General features: G+C 31.6%; 21 protein-coding genes. 16 read left to right on the forward strand and 5 right to left on the reverse strand.

All coding sequences use genetic code 11. The features are described 5' to 3' along the window. Window positions 1–2: 2 nt before the first annotated feature. On the reverse strand, window positions 3–2,180 hold the full coding sequence (gene rnr / locus AC4FQX_RS06010; protein WP_491166775.1) for a ribonuclease R: 2,178 nt from the start codon (window positions 2,178–2,180) through the stop codon (window positions 3–5). Window positions 2,181–2,468: 288 nt separating this feature from the next. Between rnr and AC4FQX_RS06015 the strand changes: the two genes are divergently transcribed. From AC4FQX_RS06015 to AC4FQX_RS06025, 3 genes are all read left to right on the forward strand, one after another. Continuing rightward, window positions 2,469–2,708: a putative signal transducing protein gene (locus AC4FQX_RS06015; RefSeq protein ID WP_491166776.1), complete on the forward strand. Its 240-nt coding sequence runs from the start codon at window positions 2,469–2,471 to the stop codon at window positions 2,706–2,708. A gap of 101 nt (window positions 2,709–2,809) precedes the next feature. After that, a complete protein-coding gene (gene rpiB / locus AC4FQX_RS06020; protein ID WP_491166777.1) occupies window positions 2,810–3,244 on the forward strand; it encodes a ribose 5-phosphate isomerase B in 435 nt (144 codons plus the stop codon). A 119-nt stretch (window positions 3,245–3,363) separates the two neighbouring features. Then, window positions 3,364–5,487: a Tex family protein gene (locus AC4FQX_RS06025; RefSeq protein ID WP_491166778.1), complete on the forward strand. Its 2,124-nt coding sequence runs from the start codon at window positions 3,364–3,366 to the stop codon at window positions 5,485–5,487. A gap of 151 nt (window positions 5,488–5,638) precedes the next feature. On the opposite strand, the gene tatA is transcribed toward AC4FQX_RS06025, so the two are convergent. After that, window positions 5,639–5,839, reverse strand: a complete 201-nt coding sequence (gene tatA / locus AC4FQX_RS06030) for a twin-arginine translocase TatA/TatE family subunit (RefSeq protein ID WP_491166779.1) — start codon at window positions 5,837–5,839, stop codon at window positions 5,639–5,641. A gap of 257 nt (window positions 5,840–6,096) precedes the next feature. On the opposite strand from tatA, the gene AC4FQX_RS06035 reads away from it, so the two are divergent. The 5 genes from AC4FQX_RS06035 to purD all read left to right on the forward strand — a co-directional run bounded on the left by AC4FQX_RS06035 (window position 6,097) and on the right by purD (window position 12,604). Next, window positions 6,097–6,948 carry a M23 family metallopeptidase gene (locus tag AC4FQX_RS06035; RefSeq protein ID WP_491166780.1) on the forward strand — a complete coding sequence of 284 codons (852 nt, stop codon included), beginning with the start codon at window positions 6,097–6,099 and terminating at the stop codon, window positions 6,946–6,948. A 6-nt stretch (window positions 6,949–6,954) separates the two neighbouring features. After that, window positions 6,955–8,442: a GH3 family acyl-acid amido synthetase gene (locus AC4FQX_RS06040; RefSeq protein ID WP_491166781.1), complete on the forward strand. Its 1,488-nt coding sequence runs from the start codon at window positions 6,955–6,957 to the stop codon at window positions 8,440–8,442. A 118-nt stretch (window positions 8,443–8,560) separates the two neighbouring features. Next, the gene (locus AC4FQX_RS06045) at window positions 8,561–10,243 is read left to right on the forward strand and encodes a DUF6909 family protein (protein ID WP_491166782.1); all 1,683 of its coding nucleotides are present in this window, start codon (window positions 8,561–8,563) and stop codon (window positions 10,241–10,243) included. A 26-nt stretch (window positions 10,244–10,269) separates the two neighbouring features. Continuing rightward, window positions 10,270–11,253: a UDP-glucuronic acid decarboxylase family protein gene (locus tag AC4FQX_RS06050; RefSeq protein ID WP_491166783.1), complete on the forward strand. Its 984-nt coding sequence runs from the start codon at window positions 10,270–10,272 to the stop codon at window positions 11,251–11,253. Window positions 11,254–11,332: 79 nt separating this feature from the next. Further along, window positions 11,333–12,604 carry a phosphoribosylamine--glycine ligase gene (gene purD / locus AC4FQX_RS06055; RefSeq protein ID WP_491166784.1) on the forward strand — a complete coding sequence of 424 codons (1,272 nt, stop codon included), beginning with the start codon at window positions 11,333–11,335 and terminating at the stop codon, window positions 12,602–12,604. On the opposite strand, the gene AC4FQX_RS06060 is transcribed toward purD, so the two are convergent. Further along, window positions 12,599–12,826: a DUF6341 family protein gene (locus tag AC4FQX_RS06060; protein WP_491166785.1), complete on the reverse strand. Its 228-nt coding sequence runs from the start codon at window positions 12,824–12,826 to the stop codon at window positions 12,599–12,601. The genes purD and AC4FQX_RS06060 overlap by 6 nt on opposite strands. A gap of 48 nt (window positions 12,827–12,874) precedes the next feature. Here AC4FQX_RS06060 and AC4FQX_RS06065 point away from each other — a divergent pair, with 48 nt between their 5' ends. Further along, window positions 12,875–13,822: a DUF6427 family protein gene (locus AC4FQX_RS06065; protein WP_491166786.1), complete on the forward strand. Its 948-nt coding sequence runs from the start codon at window positions 12,875–12,877 to the stop codon at window positions 13,820–13,822. Here the strand turns inward: AC4FQX_RS06065 and upp are convergent. Further along, window positions 13,804–14,457, reverse strand: a complete 654-nt coding sequence (gene upp, locus AC4FQX_RS06070) for a uracil phosphoribosyltransferase (protein WP_491166787.1) — start codon at window positions 14,455–14,457, stop codon at window positions 13,804–13,806. The genes AC4FQX_RS06065 and upp overlap by 19 nt on opposite strands. Window positions 14,458–14,527: 70 nt before the next feature. On the opposite strand from upp, the gene AC4FQX_RS06075 reads away from it, so the two are divergent. Together AC4FQX_RS06075 and AC4FQX_RS06080 are read left to right on the forward strand one after the other, a co-directional pair. Then, on the forward strand, window positions 14,528–15,130 hold the full coding sequence (locus tag AC4FQX_RS06075; RefSeq protein WP_491166788.1) for a DUF4254 domain-containing protein: 603 nt from the start codon (window positions 14,528–14,530) through the stop codon (window positions 15,128–15,130). Window positions 15,131–15,249: 119 nt separating this feature from the next. Further along, the gene (locus tag AC4FQX_RS06080; protein ID WP_491166789.1) at window positions 15,250–16,284 is read left to right on the forward strand and encodes a glycosyltransferase family 9 protein; all 1,035 of its coding nucleotides are present in this window, start codon (window positions 15,250–15,252) and stop codon (window positions 16,282–16,284) included. Between the two features lie 82 nt (window positions 16,285–16,366). Here the strand turns inward: AC4FQX_RS06080 and AC4FQX_RS06085 are convergent, their stop codons facing one another. Then, on the reverse strand, window positions 16,367–17,419 hold the full coding sequence (locus AC4FQX_RS06085) for a 2Fe-2S iron-sulfur cluster-binding protein (RefSeq protein ID WP_491166790.1): 1,053 nt from the start codon (window positions 17,417–17,419) through the stop codon (window positions 16,367–16,369). Between the two features lie 232 nt (window positions 17,420–17,651). Here AC4FQX_RS06085 and AC4FQX_RS06090 point away from each other — a divergent pair, with 232 nt between their 5' ends. The 5 genes from AC4FQX_RS06090 (at window position 17,652) to AC4FQX_RS06110 (ending at window position 24,316) form a co-directional block, all read left to right on the forward strand. Then, the gene (locus tag AC4FQX_RS06090) at window positions 17,652–20,417 is read left to right on the forward strand and encodes an alpha/beta hydrolase family protein (RefSeq protein WP_491166791.1); all 2,766 of its coding nucleotides are present in this window, start codon (window positions 17,652–17,654) and stop codon (window positions 20,415–20,417) included. A gap of 196 nt (window positions 20,418–20,613) precedes the next feature. Continuing rightward, complete coding sequence (locus tag AC4FQX_RS06095; protein ID WP_491166792.1) at window positions 20,614–21,969, forward strand: hypothetical protein; 1,356 nt, start codon at window positions 20,614–20,616, stop codon at window positions 21,967–21,969. 2 nt (window positions 21,970–21,971) lie between these two features. Continuing rightward, complete coding sequence (locus AC4FQX_RS06100; RefSeq protein WP_491166793.1) at window positions 21,972–23,009, forward strand: hypothetical protein; 1,038 nt, start codon at window positions 21,972–21,974, stop codon at window positions 23,007–23,009. A gap of 14 nt (window positions 23,010–23,023) precedes the next feature. After that, window positions 23,024–24,097 carry a tRNase toxin domain-containing protein gene (locus tag AC4FQX_RS06105; protein WP_491166794.1) on the forward strand — a complete coding sequence of 358 codons (1,074 nt, stop codon included), beginning with the start codon at window positions 23,024–23,026 and terminating at the stop codon, window positions 24,095–24,097. After that, a complete protein-coding gene (locus AC4FQX_RS06110; RefSeq protein ID WP_491166795.1) occupies window positions 24,098–24,316 on the forward strand; it encodes a hypothetical protein in 219 nt (72 codons plus the stop codon). The last annotated feature ends 175 nt before the right edge of the window (window positions 24,317–24,491 follow it).

Raw genomic sequence — 24,491 nt, forward strand, 5'->3', positions numbered from 1 at the left:
AATTAATCATTTTTTTTAATGAAATGAAAATCCAGTTGTTTTTTTATTAAATCGGCATTTTTTACTTTAACAAATACCTCATCTCCTAATTGTAGTGTCTTACCGGTAACTTCTCCAACAAGAGCATATTGCTTTTCATCAAATGTGTAATAGTCATCTTTGATTTCTCTGATTCTGACCATTCCTTCACATTTATTATCTACAATTTCAACATAGATTCCCCATTCTGTCACACCCGAAATAACTCCCAGAAATTCTTCGGTTTGATGATCCTGCATATATTTGACCTGCATGTATTTAATAGAATCACGTTCCGCACTGGTTGCTAAATTTTCCATATTTGAAGTATGAACGCATTTCTCTTCATATAATTCTGCATTCACTGACTGACCTCCATCTAAGTAGTATTGTAACAAACGGTGTACCATAATATCCGGATAACGGCGAATAGGAGAAGTAAAATGAGAATAGTAATCAAAAGCCAGTCCGTAATGACCGATATTGTCAGTTGAATATTTAGCCTTACTCATGGTTCTGATCGTTAAGGTGTCTACTAGATTTTGTTCTTTTTTACCCTGAACATCATTTAACAGATTATTTAGTGATTTAGAAATATCACCTTTTGTTTTCAGGTTAATGCTATAGCCGAATTTAGCTATTACTGTTTGTAAATTGAATAATTTATCTTCATTCGGTTCATCATGAATACGATATACAAATGTTTTTTTCTGTTTTCCTATAAACTCAGCTACTTTTCTGTTCGCAAGAAGCATGAATTCTTCAATCAGATGGTTTGCATCCTTAGACACTTTAAAGAATACTCCCATAGGTTCTGCCCTTTCGTTTAGGTCGAATTTTACTTCAACTTTATCAAAAGAAATAGCACCTTCCTGCATTCTTTTTCCTCTCAGAATTTTTGCCAGCTCGTCCAGTTTTAAAGTAGCTTCAACAATGTCATCATTTACAACATAAGAAGAACCTGTAATGGAAGTAGCTTCCGGAATGGTATTGTCTTTTGTTTCAATGATATATTGTGCTTCTTCATAAGCAAAACGCTGGTTTGAATGAATAACAGTTCTTCCAAACCATTTATTCAGTATGACTGCTTTTTCGCTGATTTCAAATATTGCTGAGAAAGTATATTTTTCTTCATTGGGACGTAATGAACAGGCAAAGTTAGAAAGTACTTCTGGAAGCATTGGCACGACTCTGTCTACCAGATAAACGGATGTTCCTCTGTTATAAGCTTCTTCATCAAGGATACTTCCCTCCTGAATATAATAAGAAACATCGGCAATATGAATACCGATTTCATAATTACCATTCTCTAGTTTTTTGAAAGATAAAGCATCATCAAAATCTTTAGCATCTTTTGGGTCAATCGTAAAGGTTAGCGTGTCCCGCATATCTCTTCGATTTGCGATTTCACTTTCCTGAATACTGGTATCCAGTTTTTGGGCATAAGCTTCTACATCTACCGGGAAATCATATGGTAAACCATATTCGGCCAGAATAGCATGAATTTCCGTATCATGTTCTCCGGGACGACCGAGTACTTTGATTACTGCTCCAAAAGGAGAATCTGCTTTTTGAGGCCAGTCTTCTATTTTCACTAGAACGACATCACCGTTTTCAGCATTTCCAAGTTTTTCTTTTGGAATAAAAATATCAGTATACATTTTTGGATTAGCAGTGGAAACGAAAGCAAAATTTTTCTGGATATCAATAACCCCTACAAATTCTATTTTCTTTCTTTCAATGATCTCTACAACCTCCCCTTCTGGTTTTCTGCCTTTTCTACGGTTATAAACATATATTTTTACAATATCACCATCTAATGCTTTGTTCAGGTTACTGGTTGGTATAAAGACATCATCTTCAAATTCTTCTGATACGAAATAAGCTGTTTTTCTGCTGGTCATATCAATGACTCCTTCATAATAATCCTGACCGGCAATCACTCTGTATTTTCCTTTTTCTGTTTCTTCTATTTTTTGTTGTGCTGCTAAGACTTTCAGGTCTTTAATAATCTGGTTTCTGCTTTGTGTATCATTTAATTCCAGTTTCGCTGCTATCTGTTTATAGTTGAATGTTTTATTACTGTCTGTAGATACAATTTTTAAAATTTTAGAAGTGAAATTTTTTTCACTTTTACTAAATCTTTTTGGTTTCTTACTCATAAATCTTTTCTTATAAAGTTGAAAATTACGAATTAGTAATGAGATATAGTAAAAGTAGCGGAAAATTTAATTAAAATATAACTTTCAAAAGGTAGAAATTAAGGAGTTTAGTGTTTTTTTATAGTAAAATATAAGTTGAACCGGATTCGTTCGTTTTCTTTCTGAAATGAATATTTTATTTATCTGTTTTAGAGTTAATAATTTTAAATATGAGCTTAGCGAACGTATCAAGTAATCTAATAAGAAAATTATACAGTATCTTTACATAAAGACATTATAACAGAAGAAATGGAAGAATTTATAGTGATTGCTGTTTTTAGTTATCCCCATGAAATAATGGTTTTAAAACATTTACTGGACGAGGAAGAAATTCAGTATTTTTTTGAAAATGAAACAATAACTTCAATTGCTCCATTTTATTCTCAGGCATTGGGAGGTATAAAACTCAAAGTTCATCCAAATGATGTTGAGGCAGTAAATAAGATTCTTAAAAAACTAAATGACGGGGGCAATTTAAAAATAGTATAATCGTTTTACTGTTTTGTCTGATAATTGATAATTAACCAAATCTTTTTGGTAGTTGAAATTCGTTGCGGTAAATTTGTCGTTACAATTTAAACAACAGGAAAATGAAAATTTCTATAGGAAATGACCATGCCGGTCCAGAATACAAACAAGCTATTATAAAGATGCTTCAGGATAGAGGAATTGAAGTGATTAATCATGGTACAGATTCTTTTGATAGTGTAGATTATCCAGACTTTATACATCCTGTTGCAAAAGATGTTGAAGAAAATAAAGTTGATTTTGGAATTATTATCTGTGGAAGCGGAAACGGTGCAGCAATGTCAGCTAATAAACATCCAAAAGTAAGAGCAGCATTATGCTGGACAAAAGAGATCACTGCACTGGCACGTCAGCATAACGATGCTAATATCCTGAGTATTCCGGCAAGATATACTTCCATTCCACAGGTACTGGAGATGGTGGATACATTTATAAATACCGCTTTTGAAGGAGGCAGACATCAGAACAGAATTGATAAAATACCAATGTGTAGTTAAAAACATTTTAAATTATGAATTTTAAAACACTCCGACTATTTGTTTTTCAGGTTTTGGATTAGAATTTAAAGTAATTTTCAAAACAATCAAATAACCCAAAATCTAAGAATCGAATAGTAATGACTACCATAGAATTTATTTCCAAACAAGTGGCTACATCTGCCATAAATATTCAAAACACGTTACAATTATTAAATGAAGATTGCACAATTCCGTTCATTGCCCGTTACCGAAAAGATAAGACCGGTAATCTGGATGAGGTTATTATTGAACAAATAGCGAAACTTCAGAAAGAGTATGATGTAATTGTAAAAAGGAAAGAAGCAATATTAAAAAGCATTACGGAACAAGAAGCACTTACTCCTGAACTGGAAAAAAAGATTAGTTTAAGTTTTGATTTAAATGAGTTAGAAGATTTCTATTTACCCTATAAAAAGAAAAAGAAAACAAAAGCGGATGTTGCTCGTGAGAAAGGATTAGAACCACTGGCTAAGATCATTATGGCACAAAATAGTGATAATATTGATTTCATTGCGTCAAAATATCTAAATGAACAGGTTATAAATGAAGATGAAGCATTACAGGGAGCCCGTGATATTATTGCAGAATGGATCAATGAAAATATTTATATCAGAAAGCAGCTACGACGTTTATTTCAGCGTAAAGCAACAATAACAACGAAAGTAGTCAAAACCCAAAAAGAAGAAGAAAAAGCACAAAAATTTGAACAATATTTCGATTGGTCGGAAATAATTAATAAAGCTCCCTCTCACCGTTTATTAGCTATGTTGCGTGCAGAAAATGAAGGATTTGTAAAGATTAAAGTTGAAATTGAAAAAGAGGAAGCAATTGAATTAATAGGGCATTCATTACTCAAAGATAATGAAGACACAATAGTTCATATGGAAAAAGCAATTGATGACAGTTATAAAAGATTGTTGGCTCCGGCAATTTCCAATGAAACATTACAGGAAGCTAAACTAAAAGCAGATGCAACAGCTATAAATGTTTTTGCAAATAATTTAGGGCAGTTATTATTAGCACCTCCTTTAGGTGAAAAGAGGATATTAGCAATAGATCCGGGTTTTAGAACTGGATGTAAAGTAGTCTGTCTGGATGAAAAAGGAGATTTATTATATAATGAAACTATTTTCCCTCATGCACCGCAACATGAAACGGCTATTGCGATGAAAAAGATCCGTTCTATGGTCAATGCTTATAAAATTGACGCCATATCCATAGGAAACGGAACCGCTTCAAGAGAAACAGAATTTTTTATTAAAAAGATAGCATTTGACAAACCCGTACAGGTTTTTGTAGTAAGTGAAGCAGGAGCCTCTATTTATTCTGCATCAAAAATTGCAAGAGAAGAGTTTCCGGATTATGATGTAACAGTCAGAGGAGCCGTTTCTATTGGAAGACGATTATCAGACCCATTAGCTGAACTGGTTAAAATTGAGGCAAAATCTATCGGAGTAGGACAATATCAGCATGATGTCGATCAGAATTTATTAAAAGAAGAATTGGATCAAGTTGTTATACGATGTGTAAACAGTGTTGGTATTAATATTAATACTGCCAGTAAATCATTGTTGAGCTATGTTTCCGGTATTGGTGAAAAAATGGCAGAAAATATTGTTCAATTTCGATCTGAGAACGGTCCTTTTGTTGAAAGAAAACAATTGAAAAAAGTTCCCCGTTTAGGAGAAAAAGCATTTCAGCAGGCTGCTGCATTTATCAGAATAGCAAATGCCGAAAATCCTTTGGATAATTCTGCGGTACACCCGGAATCGTATAAAATTGTAGAAAAAATGGCAAAAGATCTGAAAGTTTCTGTTCATGACCTGATTGCCAATAAAGAAAAAACAACACAGATCAAAGTAGAAAATTATATTACAGATCAGGTTGGAATATTAGGATTAAAAGATATTATAAAGGAACTTGAAAAACCGGGATTAGACCCAAGGAAATCCGCTAAAGTTTTTGAATTTGACAGTAATGTAAAAACAATCAAAGATCTGAGATCAGGAATGATATTACCGGGTATAGTGAATAATATTACTAATTTTGGATGTTTTGTTGATGTTGGGATTAAAGAAAGCGGACTAGTTCATATTTCTCAGCTGAAAGAAGGATTTGTAAGCGATGTAAATGAAGTAGTGAAATTACATCAGCATGTACAGGTAAAAGTAGTAGAGATAGATGAAGCAAAGAAAAGGATTCAGTTAAGCATGATACTATAAAAAACAGAAAGCCTCACTTAATTATGGAGAGGCTTTTTGCCAGAAAAAAGTCGGTATTATATATCTTAAAACTTAAGATATATAATACCGACCAGCTTCCTCTTTAAAATTCTAAAGAAGAAATATTTAAAACAAACTTTTTAGTAAAATACTATAGTTTATTCTCTTCTTTTTTTTCAGCAGTCTGAGGTTGGTCTTCTTTAGTAGCGCTTTTGAATTCCTTAATTCCATTACCCAGACCACGCATTAATTCCGGAATTTTTTTACCTCCAAAAAGTAACACGATTACCACAACAATCAAAATCCATTCTGATCCGCCAATGATTCCTAAAAATACGTTTAGTGCATTCATAATTTTCATTTTAATTAGACTGCAAAGATAAATCAAAAATACAGGACTATGTATTATATACTCAATAATTTATGTGTTTATAACGTTAAAATTTCCGTAAAATTATAATTTTAAAGTAGGTTAAAGTCTGATAACTAGTGTTCTGGTAAAATAAAGCAGTTTGTTTTTCAGAATTCTATATCTGAAATAAGACATAAAAGAGTCTATAAATGATTATATTTGGATTTTTAAACTGAAATATACCTAAGAGAAAATTAATGAGAAAAAGATTGTCCAGAAAACTACTCAATAAGAACCGCTTGGTTATATTGAATGAAGATACATTTGAAGAGATTTTTTCATTAAAATTAAATTTGATGAATGTGTTTGTTTTGCTAACAATATCTTCAATATTTTTAATAGCTATAACAACTTATATTATTGCCTTTACTCCTTTAAGAGAATATATTCCCGGATATGCTTCATCAAAATTAAAAAAAGACGCAACTTATCTTGCTATCAAATCAGATTCGATTGATTATGTTTTAAAACAAAACAAAGCTTATATTGAATCTATAAAAAAAGTTTTGTTAGGTGAAGTAGAGTATACTAAATTTAATAAAGACTCTATTATTGCAGCAGAGCTGCCTGACGCATCACAGATTCATTTTTCTCCATCAAAAGAAGACTCGATACTTAGAAATACGGTGGCGCTAGAAGATAAATATAATCTTTTTGAAAAAGCAGAGAGAAAAGTCAATATCGTTTTATTTCCTCCGGCAAATGGATTGATAACCGAAAAATATAACCCTAAAACCAAGCATTTTGCTATAGATATTGCGCTTTCCGCTAATGCGTCTATAAAGTCTGTTGCAAATGGAACTGTTATATTTTCTGAATGGACTCCGACAAATGGTAATACTATTATTATAGAACATACAGAGGGAATAATATCTGTTTATAAACATTGTGCCTCAGTTACAAAATCGCAGGGAGATAAAGTTCGTGTAGGAGAAGTTGTTGGAATAGCAGGATCTACAGGAGAACAGTCTACAGCAATACATTTACATTTTGAATTATGGAAAGATGGAAATCCTGTTGACCCGACAAGTTTTATTGATTTTGAATAAATTGATATGATATTAAAATCTGTTTTAGCAAAAGTATTTGCCAAAAGTATTTATAAAAAGACCCGGAATTGGTCAGAAAAACCAGTTGAAACCCAGCATAAAGTTTTTTTGGATCTGATTAATCAGGCAAGAACAACTCAGTTTGGAAGAGATCATAGTTTTCATACTATAAAATCTCATTCTGATTTTGTTAAAAATGTCCCTATTCGGGATTATGAAGCACTAAAGCCTTATATAGAAAGAGTAGTTGCAGGAGAAAAAGATGTTTTATGGAAAGGAAAACCAATTTACTTTGCCAAAACATCAGGAACAACATCAGGAGCAAAATATATACCTCTTACAGCAGCATCAATGCCTTTTCATATCGAAGCGGCACGTAATGCTATTTTACTTTATATTCATGAAACAGGAAAAGCAGATTTTGTAAACGGTAAAATGATTTTTTTACAAGGAACCCCTGTCTTAGAAGAAAAGAACGGAATCAAATTCGGTCGACTATCAGGAATAGTAGCTCATTTTGTACCAAAATATTTACAAAAAAACAGAATGCCCAGTTTGGAAACAAATTGTATAGAAGACTGGGAAACTAAAGTAGATGCTATTGTTGAAGAAACCATTAATCAGAATATGACCGTTATTTCAGGGATTCCTTCCTGGGTACAAATGTATTTTGAAAAATTAGAACAGAAAGCGAATAAAAAAATAGGAGAAATATTTAGAAATTTTGATCTTTTTATTTACGGAGGAGTTAATTATGAACCTTATCGAGCAAAATTTGAACAGCTAATAGGAAGAAAAGTAGATAGCATAGAGCTATTTCCTGCTTCCGAAGGATTCTTTGCTTATCAGGATTCTCAAAAAGAAAAAGGAATGTTACTGCTCTTAAATTCAGGTATTTTTTATGAATTTATAAAAGCAGATGAGTTTCTCAATCAGAATCCTAAACGATATACAATAGGTGAGGTTGTGATGGGAATTAATTATGTTCTGATAATTTCGACTAATGCAGGATTGTGGGGCTATAATATTGGAGATACTGTTCAGTTTACCTCTTTAAGTCCTTATCGTGTTATTGTGTCAGGAAGGATAAAACATTATATATCTGCTTTTGGAGAACATGTTATAGGAAAGGAAGTAGAAGAAGCTTTACAGGAGGCTATGACAAGTACAGAAATAAGTATAAATGAGTTTACAGTAGCACCACAAACAACACCTCAACAAGGATTACCCTATCATGAATGGTTTATTGAATTTGAAAAAGAACCGGATAATATGGACATCTTTGCTGAGAAAATAGACAAGGCAATGTGCAGACAGAATGTTTATTATGATGATCTTATAAAAGGGAAAGTGTTGCAAAGACTAATAATTACAACTGTTAAAAAACGAGGATTTCAGGAATATATGAAATCAGTAGGAAAGTTAGGAGGACAAAATAAAATTCCGAGATTATCCAATGATAGAGATATTGCAGATCAACTTTCGAGAAAATAAAATGTATTTTTGTAGGAAATAAAGGCGTTAAAAACAACAGGATCACAATTAGAGTTATTTTAATGTGAGTTTGTGTTATAGTTTGATGGAATATTTATAATAGTAGAAAAACGATAAAATGAAAAATATAGTACGATCAAGAGCACAGGAATCGTCATCAGCGATAGAAAAATTATATATCACGATGCGCCATTTATTTAACAGAGGGTTTTATAAGCCAATGGGTGTTTCAGGAGATACATTAAGAGAAGCATTACTGTTATTGCGTCCAGAGATATATGGAGCAATTGATGGTGAAAAAGTAGAACTAAATGGTTTACTGTATGTGATCGAACGGCTTCCTATTGGAATTGAAGAATGTCGCTTTATTAACCTGACTTCCGACGAAGGTTATTCAAAATCCCATTTCAAAGCAATTGTTCCTCCAAAAAGAAAAAGAAACTGTTATCGTATTGACGAAGAGCAGATGAATGTTGAAATCACTCGTGGAAGATCTGATATTTATGATATTTTGACACATCTGACCTTTATTTTTATTGAATCCTATAAGATTAAAGATCGTGTTCTGATTGATGAAAGTGGAGATGTTACACGTGACTGGCAGAAACTGGAACAGGTAGTTTTGCAAAACAAAAAATTATCTCTTGTTGAAAAAGAAAAAGCAATTTCACATACCTCTAATGTTTTAGGAAGAACATTTGCAGATGTGCTTGAGATTTATGATGATTTTGCGACGACAGAAAAACCGGATCGATTTTTACATGTTGTATATTGGTTGGGTAAACTAGCAATAGAAGAAGTGGTTGATAATAATAAACGCACCATTACTTTCAGTCCTATTTTAAGAGAAAGACTAGGACATCATATTCACGGTGAAATCTGGGCAACAAATATCAAAGAGGTTTTAAAAGAAAATAATCTTTTGAACAGACCAATTCATATTATCAGTGCGAATATGCACAGTGTTATGAATTCTATTTTTGCCACTCCAATTTTGAAGACAAACTTTAAAGATAAATCAGATTTCTTTATTTATGAAGAATTGAGTAAATCGGGGAGTAATGAAGTAAGAAGTAAAGTAGAAGAGGTTGCCTTAAGACAAGGAATGATTTCTCTTCCGGATACTTCCGGAACTAACATTGACGTACAAATATTTGATACAGCAAAAATTGATTTTAAAAATTCTGCTTTTCCAACAGCCATTTTAGGCAAAGAAAAGCCGGTAATCATTGTTATGGATTACGCTTTTGGAGAACAGGCATTTGAAACAATAGATGAATTATTAAAACCATATCAGGAAACAAAAGAGAACAAGACATTATTAAATGTAGAGTCTGTTTCTATTATGGGTAAAGCAGGTATTCTTGAAGGAGGCAAAGGAGATATTATGATCCCTTCAGCTCATATTAACGAAGGAACAGCAGATAATTATCCTTTTGAGAATGAATTGACAGCAGAAATGTTTAAAGGAAATGACATTGCTGTTTTTGCAGGACCAATGGTCACTGTTTTAGGAACATCATTACAGAATAAAGACCTTCTGAAATTTTTCTATGATTCTACCTGGAACGTGATTGGATTAGAGATGGAAGGAGCATATTATCAGAAAGCAATTCAGTCTGCTTCAAAAATCAGAAAAAGCATTCCAAATGATGTAAAAGTAAGATATGCTTATTATGCGTCAGATAATCCACTGGAAACAGGAAGCACATTAGCTTCAGGAGGGTTAGGAACCACAGGGGTAAAACCTACCTATTTGATTACAATCAAGATATTAGAACAAATATTTAATGTAAAATAATATTCTGATTTATCAGAATTCCAAAAATGAAGAGAATATTAATAACAGGAGCTGCCGGATTTTTAGGATCTCATCTTTGTGATAAATTCATAAAGGAGGGTTATTTCGTAATTGGAATGGATAATCTTATTACAGGAGATTTAAAAAACATTGAGCACTTGTTCAAACACGCTTATTTTGAGTTTTATCACCATGATATTACTAAATTTGTTCATGTCCCGGGTAATCTGGACTATATTCTTCATTTTGCCTCCCCGGCAAGCCCCATAGATTATTTAAAGATACCAATCCAGACATTAAAAGTAGGATCATTAGGGACTCATAATCTTTTAGGTCTCGCCAGAGTGAAAAAAGCAAGAATCTTAATAGCTTCCACATCAGAAGTTTATGGAGATCCGTTAGTACACCCACAAACGGAAGAGTATTATGGAAATGTAAATACAATTGGTCCGAGAGGGGTATATGATGAAGCGAAACGTTTTCAGGAATCATTGACAATGGCCTATCATACTTTTCATGGCTTAGAAATAAGAATTGTCAGGATATTTAATACATACGGACCAAGGATGAGGTTAAATGACGGACGTGTTATACCGGCATTTATAGGACAAGCATTAAGAGGAGAAGATTTAACCGTTTTTGGAGATGGTATGCAGACCCGATCTTTTTGTTATGTTGATGATCAGATAGAAGGAATATACAAATTATTACATTCGGATTATTCAGGACCTGTAAATATTGGAAACCCCGCAGAGATAACAATTAAAGACTTTGCTGAAGAAATTATTAAATTGACAGGCACAAATCAAAAGATTATTTATTGTCCATTGCCTGTAAATGATCCATTACAACGTCAACCGGATATTTCAAAAGCAAAAACAATTTTAGGATGGGAGCCAAAAGTTTCAAGAGCAGAAGGAATGAAAATTACATATGATTATTTTAAAAAGCTGTCTCCAGAAGAATTAAAAAATGAACATAATAAAGATTTCTCTAAGTTTATAAATTAAATATTTTTCATTAGAATAATTATTTTTTGTGTTTAAAAGCGCTTATTTTTGATAATTAATAAAAACAAACAATACACTCATGATAATTTTACTACTTGGTTCAGGAGGAAGAGAACACGCCTTGGCTTGGAAAATGTTACAAAGTCCAAAATGTACAAAACTATTTGTTGCTCCCGGGAATGCCGGAACGGAAAGTATTGCTGTAAATGTAAATATAAGTTCTACAGATTTTGGAGCGATCAGAGATCTTGTTATCAGAGAAAATATTGAAATGGTAGTAGTAGGACCGGAAGACCCATTAGTTCTCGGAATTCATGATTTTTTTCTGGCAGACGATCTTTTAAAACACGTACCGGTTATTGGACCGTCAAAAGCAGGCGCTTTATTAGAAGGAAGTAAAGAATTTGCAAAGGAGTTTTTGATAAAGCATAGAATTCCAACAGCTGCTTATCACAGTTTTACTAAAGAAACCATTGAGAAAGGTTATCATTTTCTGGAAAAATTACATCCGCCATATGTTTTAAAAGCAGATGGTTTGGCAGCAGGTAAAGGAGTATTAATTCTTAATGATCTGAAAGAGGCTAAAGAGGAACTGACCAATATGTTAGTAAATGAAAAATTTGGAGAAGCAAGCTCAAAAGTAGTAATTGAAGAGTTCTTGGATGGGATAGAACTAAGTTGTTTTGTTTTAACAGATGGTAAACATTACAAAATATTACCTACAGCAAAAGATTATAAAAGAATTGGAGAAGGTGATACAGGATTAAATACAGGTGGTATGGGAGCAGTATCTCCAGTACCGTTTGCAGATGCTGGGTTATTGGAAAAAATAGAAACACGTATTGTTAAGCCTACAATTGAAGGATTACATCATGATGGTATTCTTTATAAAGGTTTTGTATTTATAGGGATTATTAACGTTAAAAACGACCCTTACGTGATCGAATACAATGTTAGAATGGGTGATCCTGAAACGGAAGTTGTTATTCCAAGGCTGAAGACAGATTTAGTAGAGTTGTTTTCTGCTGTGGCAGATCAGACACTTGATAAAGTGAATCTCGAAATTGATAAAAGAAGCGCAACAACAATTATGGTTGTTTCCGGAGGATACCCCGAAGATTATGAAAAAGGACAAATAATAAGTGGATTAGATACTATTGAAGATTCTCTTGTATTCCATGCAGGAACAAAATTAGTAGATAATAAAGTAGTAACTAATGGAGGTAGGGTGATTGCAGTAACTTCTTTTGGAAATGATTTCAAAGAAGCCATACAAAAATCTTATCAAAATATAGACAAACTACATTTTGATAAGATGTATTTCAGAAAAGATATTGGTTTCGATTTATAAGAATGAATGGGCGTTGGTATCTTGGTCCTCTTCATTATTTTTTTTGTGAACACCTAATTGTTTTACCCAGTAAACAATTGCAGCAGCACAAATTATTATGAAAATCCAACTAATAGTATTAGCTACCCACCAATTTCTTAGTTCTAAACTTCTTAAGAAGTCTAATGGAGCGAATAATATATTTTCGAATAAGTACTGTATTCCATTAAAAAAAGCTTTCATCTTTAAACAAGTATTATATTTACAATCACAAAAGTATAAAATATCCAGATGATAACAAGTGTTTTTAGTAAATCAAAACCAATAAATTTTATTTTATTAGCTTTCGTGCTCGTTTTGTGCTTTTTTTTGTTTCAGTTGAAGGATTTAAACTGGATAAATTCTATTTTTGGAATTTTAGAAAAAATAGTAGTATTAGTAATCTTAGTAGCATCTGCTTTTATCACTAATTTCATTACTAAAAGAAACGGACTGAGTAAAGATAACTGTTTTGCTTTTTTAATCTTTCTGGTTTTATTAATATTGTTTCCGTCAATATTTGTGAATACAAATATTGTAATATCGAATTTCTTTATTCTGTTAGCTTTAAGAAGACTGATTTCTTTACAATCACTAGTAGCACCAAAAGAGAAAATATTTGATGCTTCTTTTTGGGTATTTATTGCTACTCTGTTCTATTTCTGGAGTATTCTCTTTATATTATTAGTATTTATATCTGTTATTTTTCTTACTTTTCGCGATTACAGGAACTGGATCATTCCGTTTATAGCTTTATTTACAGTTGCTATTATCTCTGTTTTAGCAGCCTTATTAATAGACAAATCGATTATTCTTAATGTTTTGGACCAAGTTGTTATTGATTTTAATTTCAACTATTTTAAAAATGGATTTCAGAATGTAGCATTAATTTTTTTTACAATTATATCATTGTTCTTTCTAATAAACCAGTTATTTTCATTTTCTAAGAAACCGATCAATCTTCATTCTGCTTATAAAAAAGTTATTTTTGCTTTTTTTATAGGAGTATTGATTTTCTTAATATCTAGAGATAAAAATAATGGTTATCTGATCTATACATTTGCTCCACTCGCAATAATGGGAGCAAATTATATAGAGAATTTAGAAGGTCTCTGGACAAAAGATATGGTTTTATATCTTCTTATAGGAGTAAGTATTATTGTGTTTTTATCGCAGTTAAGTTATAATTTACTTCCGTAAGCAAGATCACCTGCGTCACCAAGACCAGGAATGATATAATTTTTATCATTTAGTCTTTCATCAAGGGTAGCAATCCACAAATGACAGTTATCCGGTAAATGTTCTTCTAGATAAGCTATTCCTTCCGGCGCTGCAATTACAATGGCAATATGTATTTCTTTTGGAGTTTCCTGAGTCATCAGTTTATTGAAAACGGCAACTAATGACTGACCTGTGGCTAACATAGGATCAATTAGGATCAGATTTTTATTTTCAAAGGAAGGAGCAGCTTGATATTCTACCAGTATTTCAAATTCAGCATCATTATTGGGATGATGTCTGTAAGCAGAAACAAAACCATTCTCAGCATCATCAAAAAAGTTCATAAATCCGGTATGTAAAGCTAACCCGGCTCTTAAAATAGAACATAGTACAACATTGTCTTCCAGAGCAGTTGTTTTTTTGATACCAAGAGGGGTTTGAACTTCAATATTTTTATAAGTAAGGGTTTTACTTAGCTCATATGCCATGATTTCTCCGATTCTTTCAATGTTTTTTCGGAACCGCATGCTGTCATTTTGTACATTAACGTCACGAATTTGTGCTAGAAAGTGATTAAGAATACTATTTTTTTCAGAGATGTAATGAAGATGCATAAACGAATTTAATTTGTATTAGTAAGATAAAGGTATAAAAAGTATATTTGTAATTCAAAAATGTAAAGATATGTTTTCTAAATTAGCTTATTCAATATTTGAAGAAAGTATTAATGATTATCATAAATTTGATAGCGTAGATCAGCCAATAAGTAATCCTTATCCAAAAGATAAAATAGAACATTTATTATATCTTAAAAACTGGATAGATACTGTACAATGGCATTTTGAGGATATTATAAGAGATCCGAAAATTGATCCGGTTGCAGCTTTAAAGTTAAAGAGAAGAATTGATGCTTCTAATCAGGAACGTACGGATATGGTTGAATATATTGACAGTTATTTTCTTCAGCAATATAAAGATGTAGCGGTAAAAGCCGGTGCTAAGATCAATTCAGAAAGTCCGGCATGGGCAATTGACCGGTTATCTATACTGGCCCTGAAAATTTATCATATGAATGAAGAAGCAACTCGTAAAGAAGCTTCACAGGATCATAGAGATAAATGTCAGGTGAAACTAGACGTTTTATTAGAACAACGATCAGACCTTTCTACAGCTATAGATGATTTATTAACAGATATTCAGAATGGTGATAAATTTATGAAAGTCTATAAACAAATGAAAATGTATAATGATGAGGAGTTAAATCCGATATTATATCAGAATAAATAATAAGAACTGAAATTATTTTAGTTCCGGTTTATAAATAAACATGAATAAAAAGACTTTTAGTAATACATTTTACTGAAAGTCTTTTTTGGTTAATTCATGTAGATAAATAGCTTTAAAAAATGTCAAAAATAAATCATATTGTAGTAATGCGACTTTCAGCAATGGGAGATGTAGCAATGACAGTTCCGGTCATAAGAGCTCTGACACAACAAAATCCGGAAGTAAAAATAACGGTTGTTTCAAGACCTTTTTTTAAACCGTTCTTTGAGGATATCCCAAACGTAAGTTTTTTTAGTATTGATCTAAAAAAACGACATAAAGGATTTTTTGGGTTATTCAGGTTGTTTTCAGATTTGAATAAGTTGAATGTAGATGCCTTTGCAGATTTACACAATGTATTACGTTCAAAAGTCGTGAGAACTTTATTCAGTATAAAAGGAATTCCTATTGCTTCAGTAGATAAAGGCAGAACAGAAAAAAAAGAACTAACCCGAAGTGAAAACAAGGTATTTAAACCCTTAACAACAATGATTGAAAGACATGTAAAAGTTTTTGAATCTTTGGGAATTACAGTTGATATAAAAAGTCCTGTTTTTCCTCCTGTACAGGAAATAGATAAAAAAACGACAGCTATTGTTGGGGTTAAAGATAAAAAATGGATAGGTATCGCTCCTTTTGCCCAATATACTTCAAAAGTATATCCTTTAGATTTGATGGAAAAAGTAATTGCTCTTTTAGCAGAAAACAAGAATTATAAATTATTTCTTTTTGGAGGAGGAGGAAAAGAGATAGAGCTTTTAGATATCCTTTCTGCAAATAGAGAAAACGTGATTAATATAGCAGGTAAGATCCCATTTAAAGAGGAATTAGAACTGATAAGCAATTTAGATGTTATGCTTAGTATGGATTCCGGAAATGCTCATATTGCAGCAATGTTGGGAATTAAGGTAATAACAGTTTGGGGAGCCACACATCCTTTTGCCGGTTTTGCTCCATTTAATCAACCGGAAGAAAATACTATAACAGCTGACAGAGAAAAATATCCTATGCTGCCAACTTCTATTTACGGAAATAAAGAAGTTCCGGGATATGAAGAAGTGATGAGAACAATAACACCCGAACGTATAGTGACTGCAATTCAATTTCAGTTATAGAAAAAACCGTTAGCTGTTTTGAAGCTAACGGTTTCTTATAATTTTTCTTTCTTCTTGGTTCTTTGCTCTTTTTTCTTAGTAATTATACATCATCATAATCTATATAAATACTATCAGATGTTGGATGAGCCTGGCAGGTAAGAATTAATCCGTCAGCAATCTCCCCATCTGTAAGAATTGAATTTTTCTTCATTTCTGCAGTACCTGCAGTAATTCTGGCGAGACAACTGCTGCAAATTCCTCCCTGACAAGAATAAGGAGCATCAAGACCTTGTTTTAATGCTGCTTCAAGAATAGTCATTTGTTGGGACATTACAAAAGTAGTTTCTTCATCGTCAACGAGAACAGAAACTTTAGTCTGTCCGTCTAAAGGCTTTTCAATGATATGCTCTTCAGAAGAACTGGTGAAAAGTTCAAATCGTATCTTATTTTCTTTAACATTATTTTCTTTAAGAACATCACTGACAATATTGATCATGCTCTCAGGACCACAAAGATAAAATTTACTGAATTTCAGCTCTTTATGTTTATTTTTTAAAATAAAATTTACTGTAGAACGTTCGATTCTTCCAAAGAGATTATCCTCAATTTTTGCCTGACTGTAAATGGAGTACAAAAAAAATCTGCCTGTATATTGTAATTGCAGATCATGTAATTGATGATGAAAAATAGTGTCTTCAGGAGTTTTATTACCATATACTAATATAAAAGAACTTAAAGGTTCATTTTTTAAAGCAGTAGTGATAATGGACAGAATTGGAGTTATTCCACTTCCGGCAGCAAAAGCTACATAATTTTTATGATGAGAGGTTTCCGGTTCAAAAGTAAACTTACCTTCAGGAGTTCCCACCTCAATAGATTCTCCTTCTTTCAGAATTTCATTAGCATATTTAGAAAAAACACCATCAGAAACCGCTTTTACAGCAACTCGTAATTCGTTAGAATTACTTGGAGAACAGATAGAATATGCTCTGCGTATTTCTTTTCCATTTATTATTGTTTTTAAATTGACATACTGACCGGCAATAAAATTGTAATCAATTTGTAAATCTGACGGAACATCAAAAAGAATAGAAACTGCTTTTTCAGTCTCACGTTTAATTTCTTTAATTTTTAGAGAATGGAAATTTGACATGATATGTTTTTTTACAAAAATAGCAAAAAGATTAAGAAGAGAGAATGTGTTATTCAAGCTTCAGGTTCAATAATTATTTAAAGTTATTTTAAAAAACAAAATTTTGAAATACAGATTATGCTAAGGATGATATATTTAACATTGGACATTTGTTAAATATACATCATTCATGTAGTTTTACAAAGAATAGTTGAATAATTGAATCAGAATTTCCCCTAACAAAAATAGAATTATGAAGTTTAAAATGTATTTATTTGTTTCTTTGTTTTTTATTGTCGTTGTTGCATCCGCACAAAAAAAATCACTCACTGTAGATGATTTTGATAGTTGGAAACAAATAGAAAAAGCTCAGTTATCTGAGAATGGGAAGTATCTTATACATGAATATAATCCCGGAAATGGTGATGGTATGCTTGTTATTGTTAACACTAAAACGAAAGAGTCAGACACAATATCCAGAGGTTATGATGCTCAGATTAATGGTAAAAGCACATTTGTATCCTTTAAGATAAAGCCTGAAATAGAACTTCGAAGAAAAGCTGAAACAAAGAAACTAAAAAAAGAAAAACTTCCTGTTGATTCTTTGGGAATCTATGTGTTTAAAACCAAAGAGATAAAAAAACGCCCAAATCTAAAAAGTTTTAGTCTGCCTGTCGAAGGAGGTGAATGGCTTGTCTATAAAACAATACAGAAAGTAGTAAAAGAAAAGGATTCAACAGAGGTAGATAAAAAACAAAAAGTAAAGAATGATACTATTGTAGTAGTTTATAATCCCATACAGAAAGATAGTATAGCATTTTTAAATATAAAAAGTTTCAGCTGGTCTAAGAAAGCAGATAAATTATTACTTCATTCAGAAAAAAAGACAGATTCTCTGATTACTTCAGCATTATTGTATTTTGATGCGGATAGTAAAAAGACAGATACGATTTTCAATTCTAAAGGAACAATAACAAAGATTGCAATAGAAGATAAGGGAGACAGATTAGGGTTTCTATTTTCATCAGATACAACAAAAATCAAAAAATATCAGTTGTATAAAGGAACAAAATCACAATTGACAGAATTAAAAATAAACAGAATTAAAAACATTCCTAAGAATTGGAATTATTCAGATAAAGGAGATTTATTCTTTTCAGAGAATGGTAAAAGATTGTTTTTCGGTAATACTTTATTCGAAAGAGAAAAACAGAAGGATACCTTATTAAATAAAGAACGAGCGATATTAGATATTTGGTCATGGACAGATAAAGAATTACAGCCACAACAAATTGCAAATAGTAAAAAAGAAGAAAACAGAACGTATCTTGCAGTATATGATTTTAGTTTAGATAAAGCAGTACAGTTAGCAGATACTATAGTTTATGATATTACTGTGTTAAATAACGGAGATGGAAATTTTGTTTTAGGAGCAGATGGAGAACCCTATAAAAGAGCTTCTTCATGGACAGCACTATTTGTAAAAGATTTTTATAAAATCAATTTAAATACAGGAGAACGAAAATTATTAATTAAAGAACAGAACCAGGTTTGGTTTGGAGCTTCCCAGAAATATGCTGTTTATTACAATAGAAAAGACAGTATTTATTATTCCGTTAATTTAAAGACAAATCAGCAAAAACCATTAACAAAAGGATTAAATGTCGTTTGGTATGATGAAAAAAACGACCAGCCTAATGAACCTTTGCCTTATGGTGTTGCCGGTTGGAATGAAGAAGATAAATCGGTTTATATATATGATCGTTATGATATTTGGAAATTTGATCCTGAATCAAAAATACAACCAAAACGAATAACGAAAAATGGAAGGGAAACGAATAAAATATACAGATATCTTCAGATTGATAGTGAGGAGAAATTTATAGATACTAAAAAACAAGTTTTGTTATCTGTTTTTGAAGAGAACACTAAAAAAGCAGGATATGTATTTTCTGATTTTAACAAAGAAAACACACCTGCTGTTATAATAGAAGGAGATTATTTTTTCATGACACCTAAAAAATCAAAAAACAGTAATTCTCTCTTTTATACTAAACAAACCTATCAGGAATATCCCGATATCTGGTTTACGACAACTAATTTTGAGTCTCCGGTACAATTAACTAAAGCAAATCCACAGCAGAAAAATTATAAATGGGGAACTGTAAGTTTAGTAGAATGGAAAAACAATGATGAAATCTCTTTACAAGGATTATTATATAAACCGGAGAATTTCGATCCCAATAAAAAATATCCTATGGTGGTGTATTTTTATGAACTGAACTCTGATACCTATCATCGTCATTATACTCCTCAACCAAGTAGATCTATAATTAATAAAACGTTATATACCAGTAATGATTATTTTGTTTTTGTTCCCGATATTATTTATAAAGAAGGTTTTCCGGGGAAGAGTGCTTATAACTGTATTGTTAGTGGTGTAGAGAATATGATAAAACAATATCCGTCCATTGATAAAAAACACATTGCTCTTCAGGGACAAAGCTGGGGAGGATATCAAACCGCATATTTAATTACTCAAACTAATATGTTTGCGGCGGCTATGGCAGGAGCTCCGGTTAGTAATATGACCAGTGCTTACGGAGGTATTCGATGGGAATCCGGTATGAGCAGAATGTTCCAGTATGAACATACACAAAGCAGAATAGGAGAAACAATTTGGGATAATTTAGATTTGTACCTAAAAAATTCACCTTTGTTTTATGCCGATAAAGTACAAACCCCTTTATTAATGATGCACAATGATAACGACGGAGCAGTGCCATGGTATCAGGGAATTGAGTATTTTGTAGCGTTGCGTCGTTTAGATAAACCGGTATGGATGTTAAATTATAATGGAGAACCGCACAATCTTAAAGCTGAAAGTTGGGGTAACAGAAAAGACTTATCAACACGAATGAAACAATTTTTTGATCATTATCTAAAAGAGGAAAAAGCTCCGGAATGGATGATCAAAGGACGATCTAATCTTGAAAAAGAAACCAATAAAGCGTATTAAAAAGATGAGGTGTAGGGACATACTGTAATATAAAGCGTAAGTAAACTATTTAATGTTAAAAACCTCTTAAGTTAATTGAATTAGCTCCATATTTGTAGAATTCATTAAATTATCATAAATTCTATTTTATTTCTATTGATGTAATTAGTTTTTTATATATTTTACTCCTTTTAAGAATAAAACACTCCAATAAGTTATGATTATAAGATTTCTATTTTTATTATTTCCTATGACGGTTCTAGCACAATTTGGCATACCGACTATTGTTACTCCTCAACCTGTAATGCCATTTAATAATTATAATCAGACTAATTATGCTTCTAATCCACCGAATTCCAATAATATCATGAATGCTTTTTTCGCAAAAGAGCAATCAAGACAACAACAACAAAATGAAAGCATACTGAGAGATATTGAGAAACATAAGCGGCAACGTAGAGAAGAAATTGACTTTATCAGAAAAGAAATTGAATCTGAGTTTACAGATATAAACTATGCACTACCTTCTTTATCCAATCTTTCAGGAACAGAATTCTATAAAGAGGTTTTTGATAAAATGAATACTATAGATATAGAAAATTACTCTTTGAGAGATATTAATTTTCAGATTGAAAATGCATATTACAATAACAAAAAAAACAAAGTCACTTTTGATAAAATCATCAAGAATACAGGAGAATTTCTAATCGCAAAAATGAAAGAACTGAATTATGATTTACAAAGTAATTCAGCTAAAAACTATATGCTTTTTCAATTCTTTTCAGAACCCTTACAATTAAAGGCTACAAAACAAAAACACCTTCCTTTTCAGTATGATTTTGAAGATAACTGGGGAAGAGAGAATTATTCTAAAATGTTCGTTTCAAAATTACTTGCTACAAGTTCAGGGCAATGTCATTCAATGCCTCTGTTATATCTTATTTTAGCAGAAGAAATTCAGGCAGAAGCATTTTTATCCTTTGCGCCTAATCATTCCTATATTAAATTCAGGGATGATTTCAATAAGAATAAATGGTACAATATTGAATTAACCAACAGAATGCTTACTGCCAGTTCCTTTGTTCTTAATTCCGGTTATATAAAAGCAGAAGCATTACAAAACGAAATTTATATGCAAAATTTATCCAAACAGCAATTGTTATCTCAGATGTACATAGATTTAGCAAATGGATATATTCATAAATTCGGTTATGATGATTTTGTAGAACAGATTGCAAACAGAGCGTTGGAACTCTATCCTAATAATATTCACGCACAAATGATAAAAGCGAATTATACCAGCATTCTTTTTGAATATGTAGCCAGTCAGATTGGTGTCAATCCCAGAAATAAAGAAGATTTACAAAATATAAAGTATTTTCCAAAGGCGGTTGCTTTACTGCAACAAACCAATCAAGGTTATCAGGATATTGATAATTTAGGGTTTGAACAGATGCCGGATGAAGTTTATCAACAATGGTTAGGTTCATTGAATGAAGCTAAAAATAAACAGAACAATGAAAATTTAGTCAAACAGATTAAGGGATCTATTATCAAAACAATAAAAAATTAATAATGCGAAAAACACTATTTATATTACTATTCTTTTCAAAATTTTGTGTAATTGCCCAAAGTACTGAACAACAACAAGAATTATTTGAACAGAGTTATGTACTGCTTAAAAATATGCTTATTGGCGAAAATAAGTATAGTTTTAAAGAAGCTGTTTTCTCTGTCGAAAATGCTTATTTAGAAGGTAAATTAGATAGAGACTCAATGGAGAAACAAATTAATTTAATGAAAAGGTTAAGTCTTTCATTGATTGAAAATCGCTTTATATATTATCCAGAAAAAGATAAAGAAACCATTAATAAATGGGCTTCTGTTTTTCAGGTATTATCCGATACGATCCCTATAAATATTAATAATGAGATTCATGAATACTTACCTTTTCAATATGATTTCAATGATGTTTTCGGACATACAACAAGGGTAAGTCTCTTTGTATCCAAACTGATTGGTACAAGAAAAGGGAATTGTCATTCCTTACCTTATTTATATAAGATATTAGCAGAAGAATTAGATGTTGAAGCACGTTTAGCACTTGCTCCGAATCATGTTTATATCAAACATAAAAGTTTAAAATACGGTTGGTACAATACAGAGTTAACAAGCCGTATTTTCCCTATGGATTCCTGGTTAATGGCTTCGGGATATATTCATATTGATGCTATTAAAAACGGTGTTTATATGAAAGCTTTAAATAATGAAGAAAGCATCGCTTTGGTTTTAATTGATTTAGCACAGAATTATGAAAATAAGTTTCCTGATAATGACGGTACTTTTATTTTAAAGTGCTGTGAAACAGCTTTACAAGCTTACCCTCAGTTTGTAACAGCTTTAATTTTAAAGGCAGAAACCCATAAAACACAGATTGAAAAAGAAATGAATATTGAACTCGCAAATTCCCGTTTTACTGCTTTAGAAAAAGAATATGCCTATATCCACGAAATAGGATACCGAAATATGCCTGAGAATATGTATTTAGAATGGCTGATTTCTTTAAGAACAGAACGTGATAAATATGAGAATAAAAAAATGAATACCTATTAATCAAAATCTATTTAATGAAACATTTTTACTTTTTAATGCTTACTTTGTTTATCTTTAGTGGAGTAATGGCGCAGGAACAACTTTCTGAAAAAGAGAAAGAACGTAGAGAGAAAAACATTCAGGCAGGAAATCCTTTCGCAAAGTATGGCTATAAAGCGAAAATAGCAACGCTTAGTAAAGGGAAATATTTAGAGTTCCATGATCTGGATAGTATCGTCACTATTGGCACTGTTCGTTTCCATGTGGATAAGAAAAAAATTGTGGGTAATATTGTCAGAGATACACTTAATCCGGATGCGCAGCCTATAGGAGATATTGCAGGGAGATGGATGTCTCCTGATCCGTTAAGTGAAGAGTTTCCTAGTTGGACACCTTATCGTTTTGGGTTTAATAATCCAATATATTTTACTGATCCTACAGGATTATTAGAAAAAGAATACGATATTGATATAACAACAGGTAAAACAACCCTAATAAGTAATAAAGGAGGAGATAAAACAGATTATATTAATGTTAAGATAGACGGTAGGTTGATGTACACCGAAGAAAAAGAAGTACAACAAACAGCTGTTAATGTTCAAACAAATGGTGAAGTTGGAAGTTTGTTTACTTCTCGATTTCCTGGTGAAATTCGAACAACTAATGTTATCCCAAAAAGTGGTGCTTTAAATGATCCATCAGCTGAAATATTTGCAAATGTAGCAGGTGGAGTTGTAGCAGGTAGGGTATTAAGCGTTGTTAGTAAAGGTATTGGAGCACTTGCGAATGTAGCAAAAGGAGAAATGGGGTTAGCAGATGGGTTTTTGACGAGCGCGACTAAATCATGGGGAGATCAAGGCTTAACGGTTGTTGGAAGAGCATTGCAGAAACATATAGGAAGAGAAGGAGTTTTTAAGAGTTTAAAATTTTCTCATAAGACTGCAAATCAAGATGGACTTAAAGTTTTAAATCAAATAATGCAATCTGGAGATAAAATTATTGAACCTGCTAAAGGAGGGGGGAAATATATTTTCGATAAAGCAACAGGGCGTGGATTTGGAGTTTCAAGAGATGGTTTGTTTAATGGATTTAGAGAAATAGGAAAATAAATGGAAAATAATTTTAAAATAGTAATAGGAAGTCCAATTGATTACGAAGAATTGGTAGCCTATATATGGATTAACGGGGAGGAGATTGCTTTTATTCAAAAAGAGGAAGGGGTTGATAACGTTAGGATTGAATTTTTTGAAGAAAAAATAGTAACCAAATTGTATTTAGATGATTTTATAATGGCTTTACAAGAAGCAAAAAAAGAATTATTGAAATAAAAGAATAATTGATTTCATCCGAAACATTAAAGGAACTAGAAGATTTTTTTGCTATTTAAAATTTAAAACATTGTATCGTTAAATAAAACAAAATTTTAATAAAATAAGGTTATAATATTCATATTTATATGGTGTCTGATAAATTTTATAGATATAAAAGCCTTTTATAATTTCT

Source organism: Flavobacterium sp. AK-301 (genome assembly GCF_058310215.1).

What these genes read in the sequence shown, in the direction of transcription:
- rnr (WP_491166775.1), bottom strand. Translation starts at nt 2,180, where the DNA reads ATGAGTAAGAAACCAAAAAGATTTAGTAAAAGTGAAAAAAATTTCACT.
- AC4FQX_RS06015 (WP_491166776.1), top strand. Translation starts at nt 2,469, where the DNA reads ATGGAAGAATTTATAGTGATTGCTGTTTTTAGTTATCCCCATGAAATA.
- rpiB (WP_491166777.1), top strand. Translation starts at nt 2,810, where the DNA reads ATGAAAATTTCTATAGGAAATGACCATGCCGGTCCAGAATACAAACAA.
- AC4FQX_RS06025 (WP_491166778.1), top strand. Translation starts at nt 3,364, where the DNA reads ATGACTACCATAGAATTTATTTCCAAACAAGTGGCTACATCTGCCATA.
- tatA (WP_491166779.1), bottom strand. Translation starts at nt 5,839, where the DNA reads ATGAATGCACTAAACGTATTTTTAGGAATCATTGGCGGATCAGAATGG.
- AC4FQX_RS06035 (WP_491166780.1), top strand. Translation starts at nt 6,097, where the DNA reads ATGAGAAAAAGATTGTCCAGAAAACTACTCAATAAGAACCGCTTGGTT.
- AC4FQX_RS06040 (WP_491166781.1), top strand. Translation starts at nt 6,955, where the DNA reads ATGATATTAAAATCTGTTTTAGCAAAAGTATTTGCCAAAAGTATTTAT.
- AC4FQX_RS06045 (WP_491166782.1), top strand. Translation starts at nt 8,561, where the DNA reads ATGAAAAATATAGTACGATCAAGAGCACAGGAATCGTCATCAGCGATA.
- AC4FQX_RS06050 (WP_491166783.1), top strand. Translation starts at nt 10,270, where the DNA reads ATGAAGAGAATATTAATAACAGGAGCTGCCGGATTTTTAGGATCTCAT.
- purD (WP_491166784.1), top strand. Translation starts at nt 11,333, where the DNA reads ATGATAATTTTACTACTTGGTTCAGGAGGAAGAGAACACGCCTTGGCT.
- AC4FQX_RS06060 (WP_491166785.1), bottom strand. Translation starts at nt 12,826, where the DNA reads ATGAAAGCTTTTTTTAATGGAATACAGTACTTATTCGAAAATATATTA.
- AC4FQX_RS06065 (WP_491166786.1), top strand. Translation starts at nt 12,875, where the DNA reads ATGATAACAAGTGTTTTTAGTAAATCAAAACCAATAAATTTTATTTTA.
- upp (WP_491166787.1), bottom strand. Translation starts at nt 14,457, where the DNA reads ATGCATCTTCATTACATCTCTGAAAAAAATAGTATTCTTAATCACTTT.
- AC4FQX_RS06075 (WP_491166788.1), top strand. Translation starts at nt 14,528, where the DNA reads ATGTTTTCTAAATTAGCTTATTCAATATTTGAAGAAAGTATTAATGAT.
- AC4FQX_RS06080 (WP_491166789.1), top strand. Translation starts at nt 15,250, where the DNA reads ATGTCAAAAATAAATCATATTGTAGTAATGCGACTTTCAGCAATGGGA.
- AC4FQX_RS06085 (WP_491166790.1), bottom strand. Translation starts at nt 17,419, where the DNA reads ATGTCAAATTTCCATTCTCTAAAAATTAAAGAAATTAAACGTGAGACT.
- AC4FQX_RS06090 (WP_491166791.1), top strand. Translation starts at nt 17,652, where the DNA reads ATGAAGTTTAAAATGTATTTATTTGTTTCTTTGTTTTTTATTGTCGTT.
- AC4FQX_RS06095 (WP_491166792.1), top strand. Translation starts at nt 20,614, where the DNA reads ATGATTATAAGATTTCTATTTTTATTATTTCCTATGACGGTTCTAGCA.
- AC4FQX_RS06100 (WP_491166793.1), top strand. Translation starts at nt 21,972, where the DNA reads ATGCGAAAAACACTATTTATATTACTATTCTTTTCAAAATTTTGTGTA.
- AC4FQX_RS06105 (WP_491166794.1), top strand. Translation starts at nt 23,024, where the DNA reads ATGAAACATTTTTACTTTTTAATGCTTACTTTGTTTATCTTTAGTGGA.
- AC4FQX_RS06110 (WP_491166795.1), top strand. Translation starts at nt 24,098, where the DNA reads ATGGAAAATAATTTTAAAATAGTAATAGGAAGTCCAATTGATTACGAA.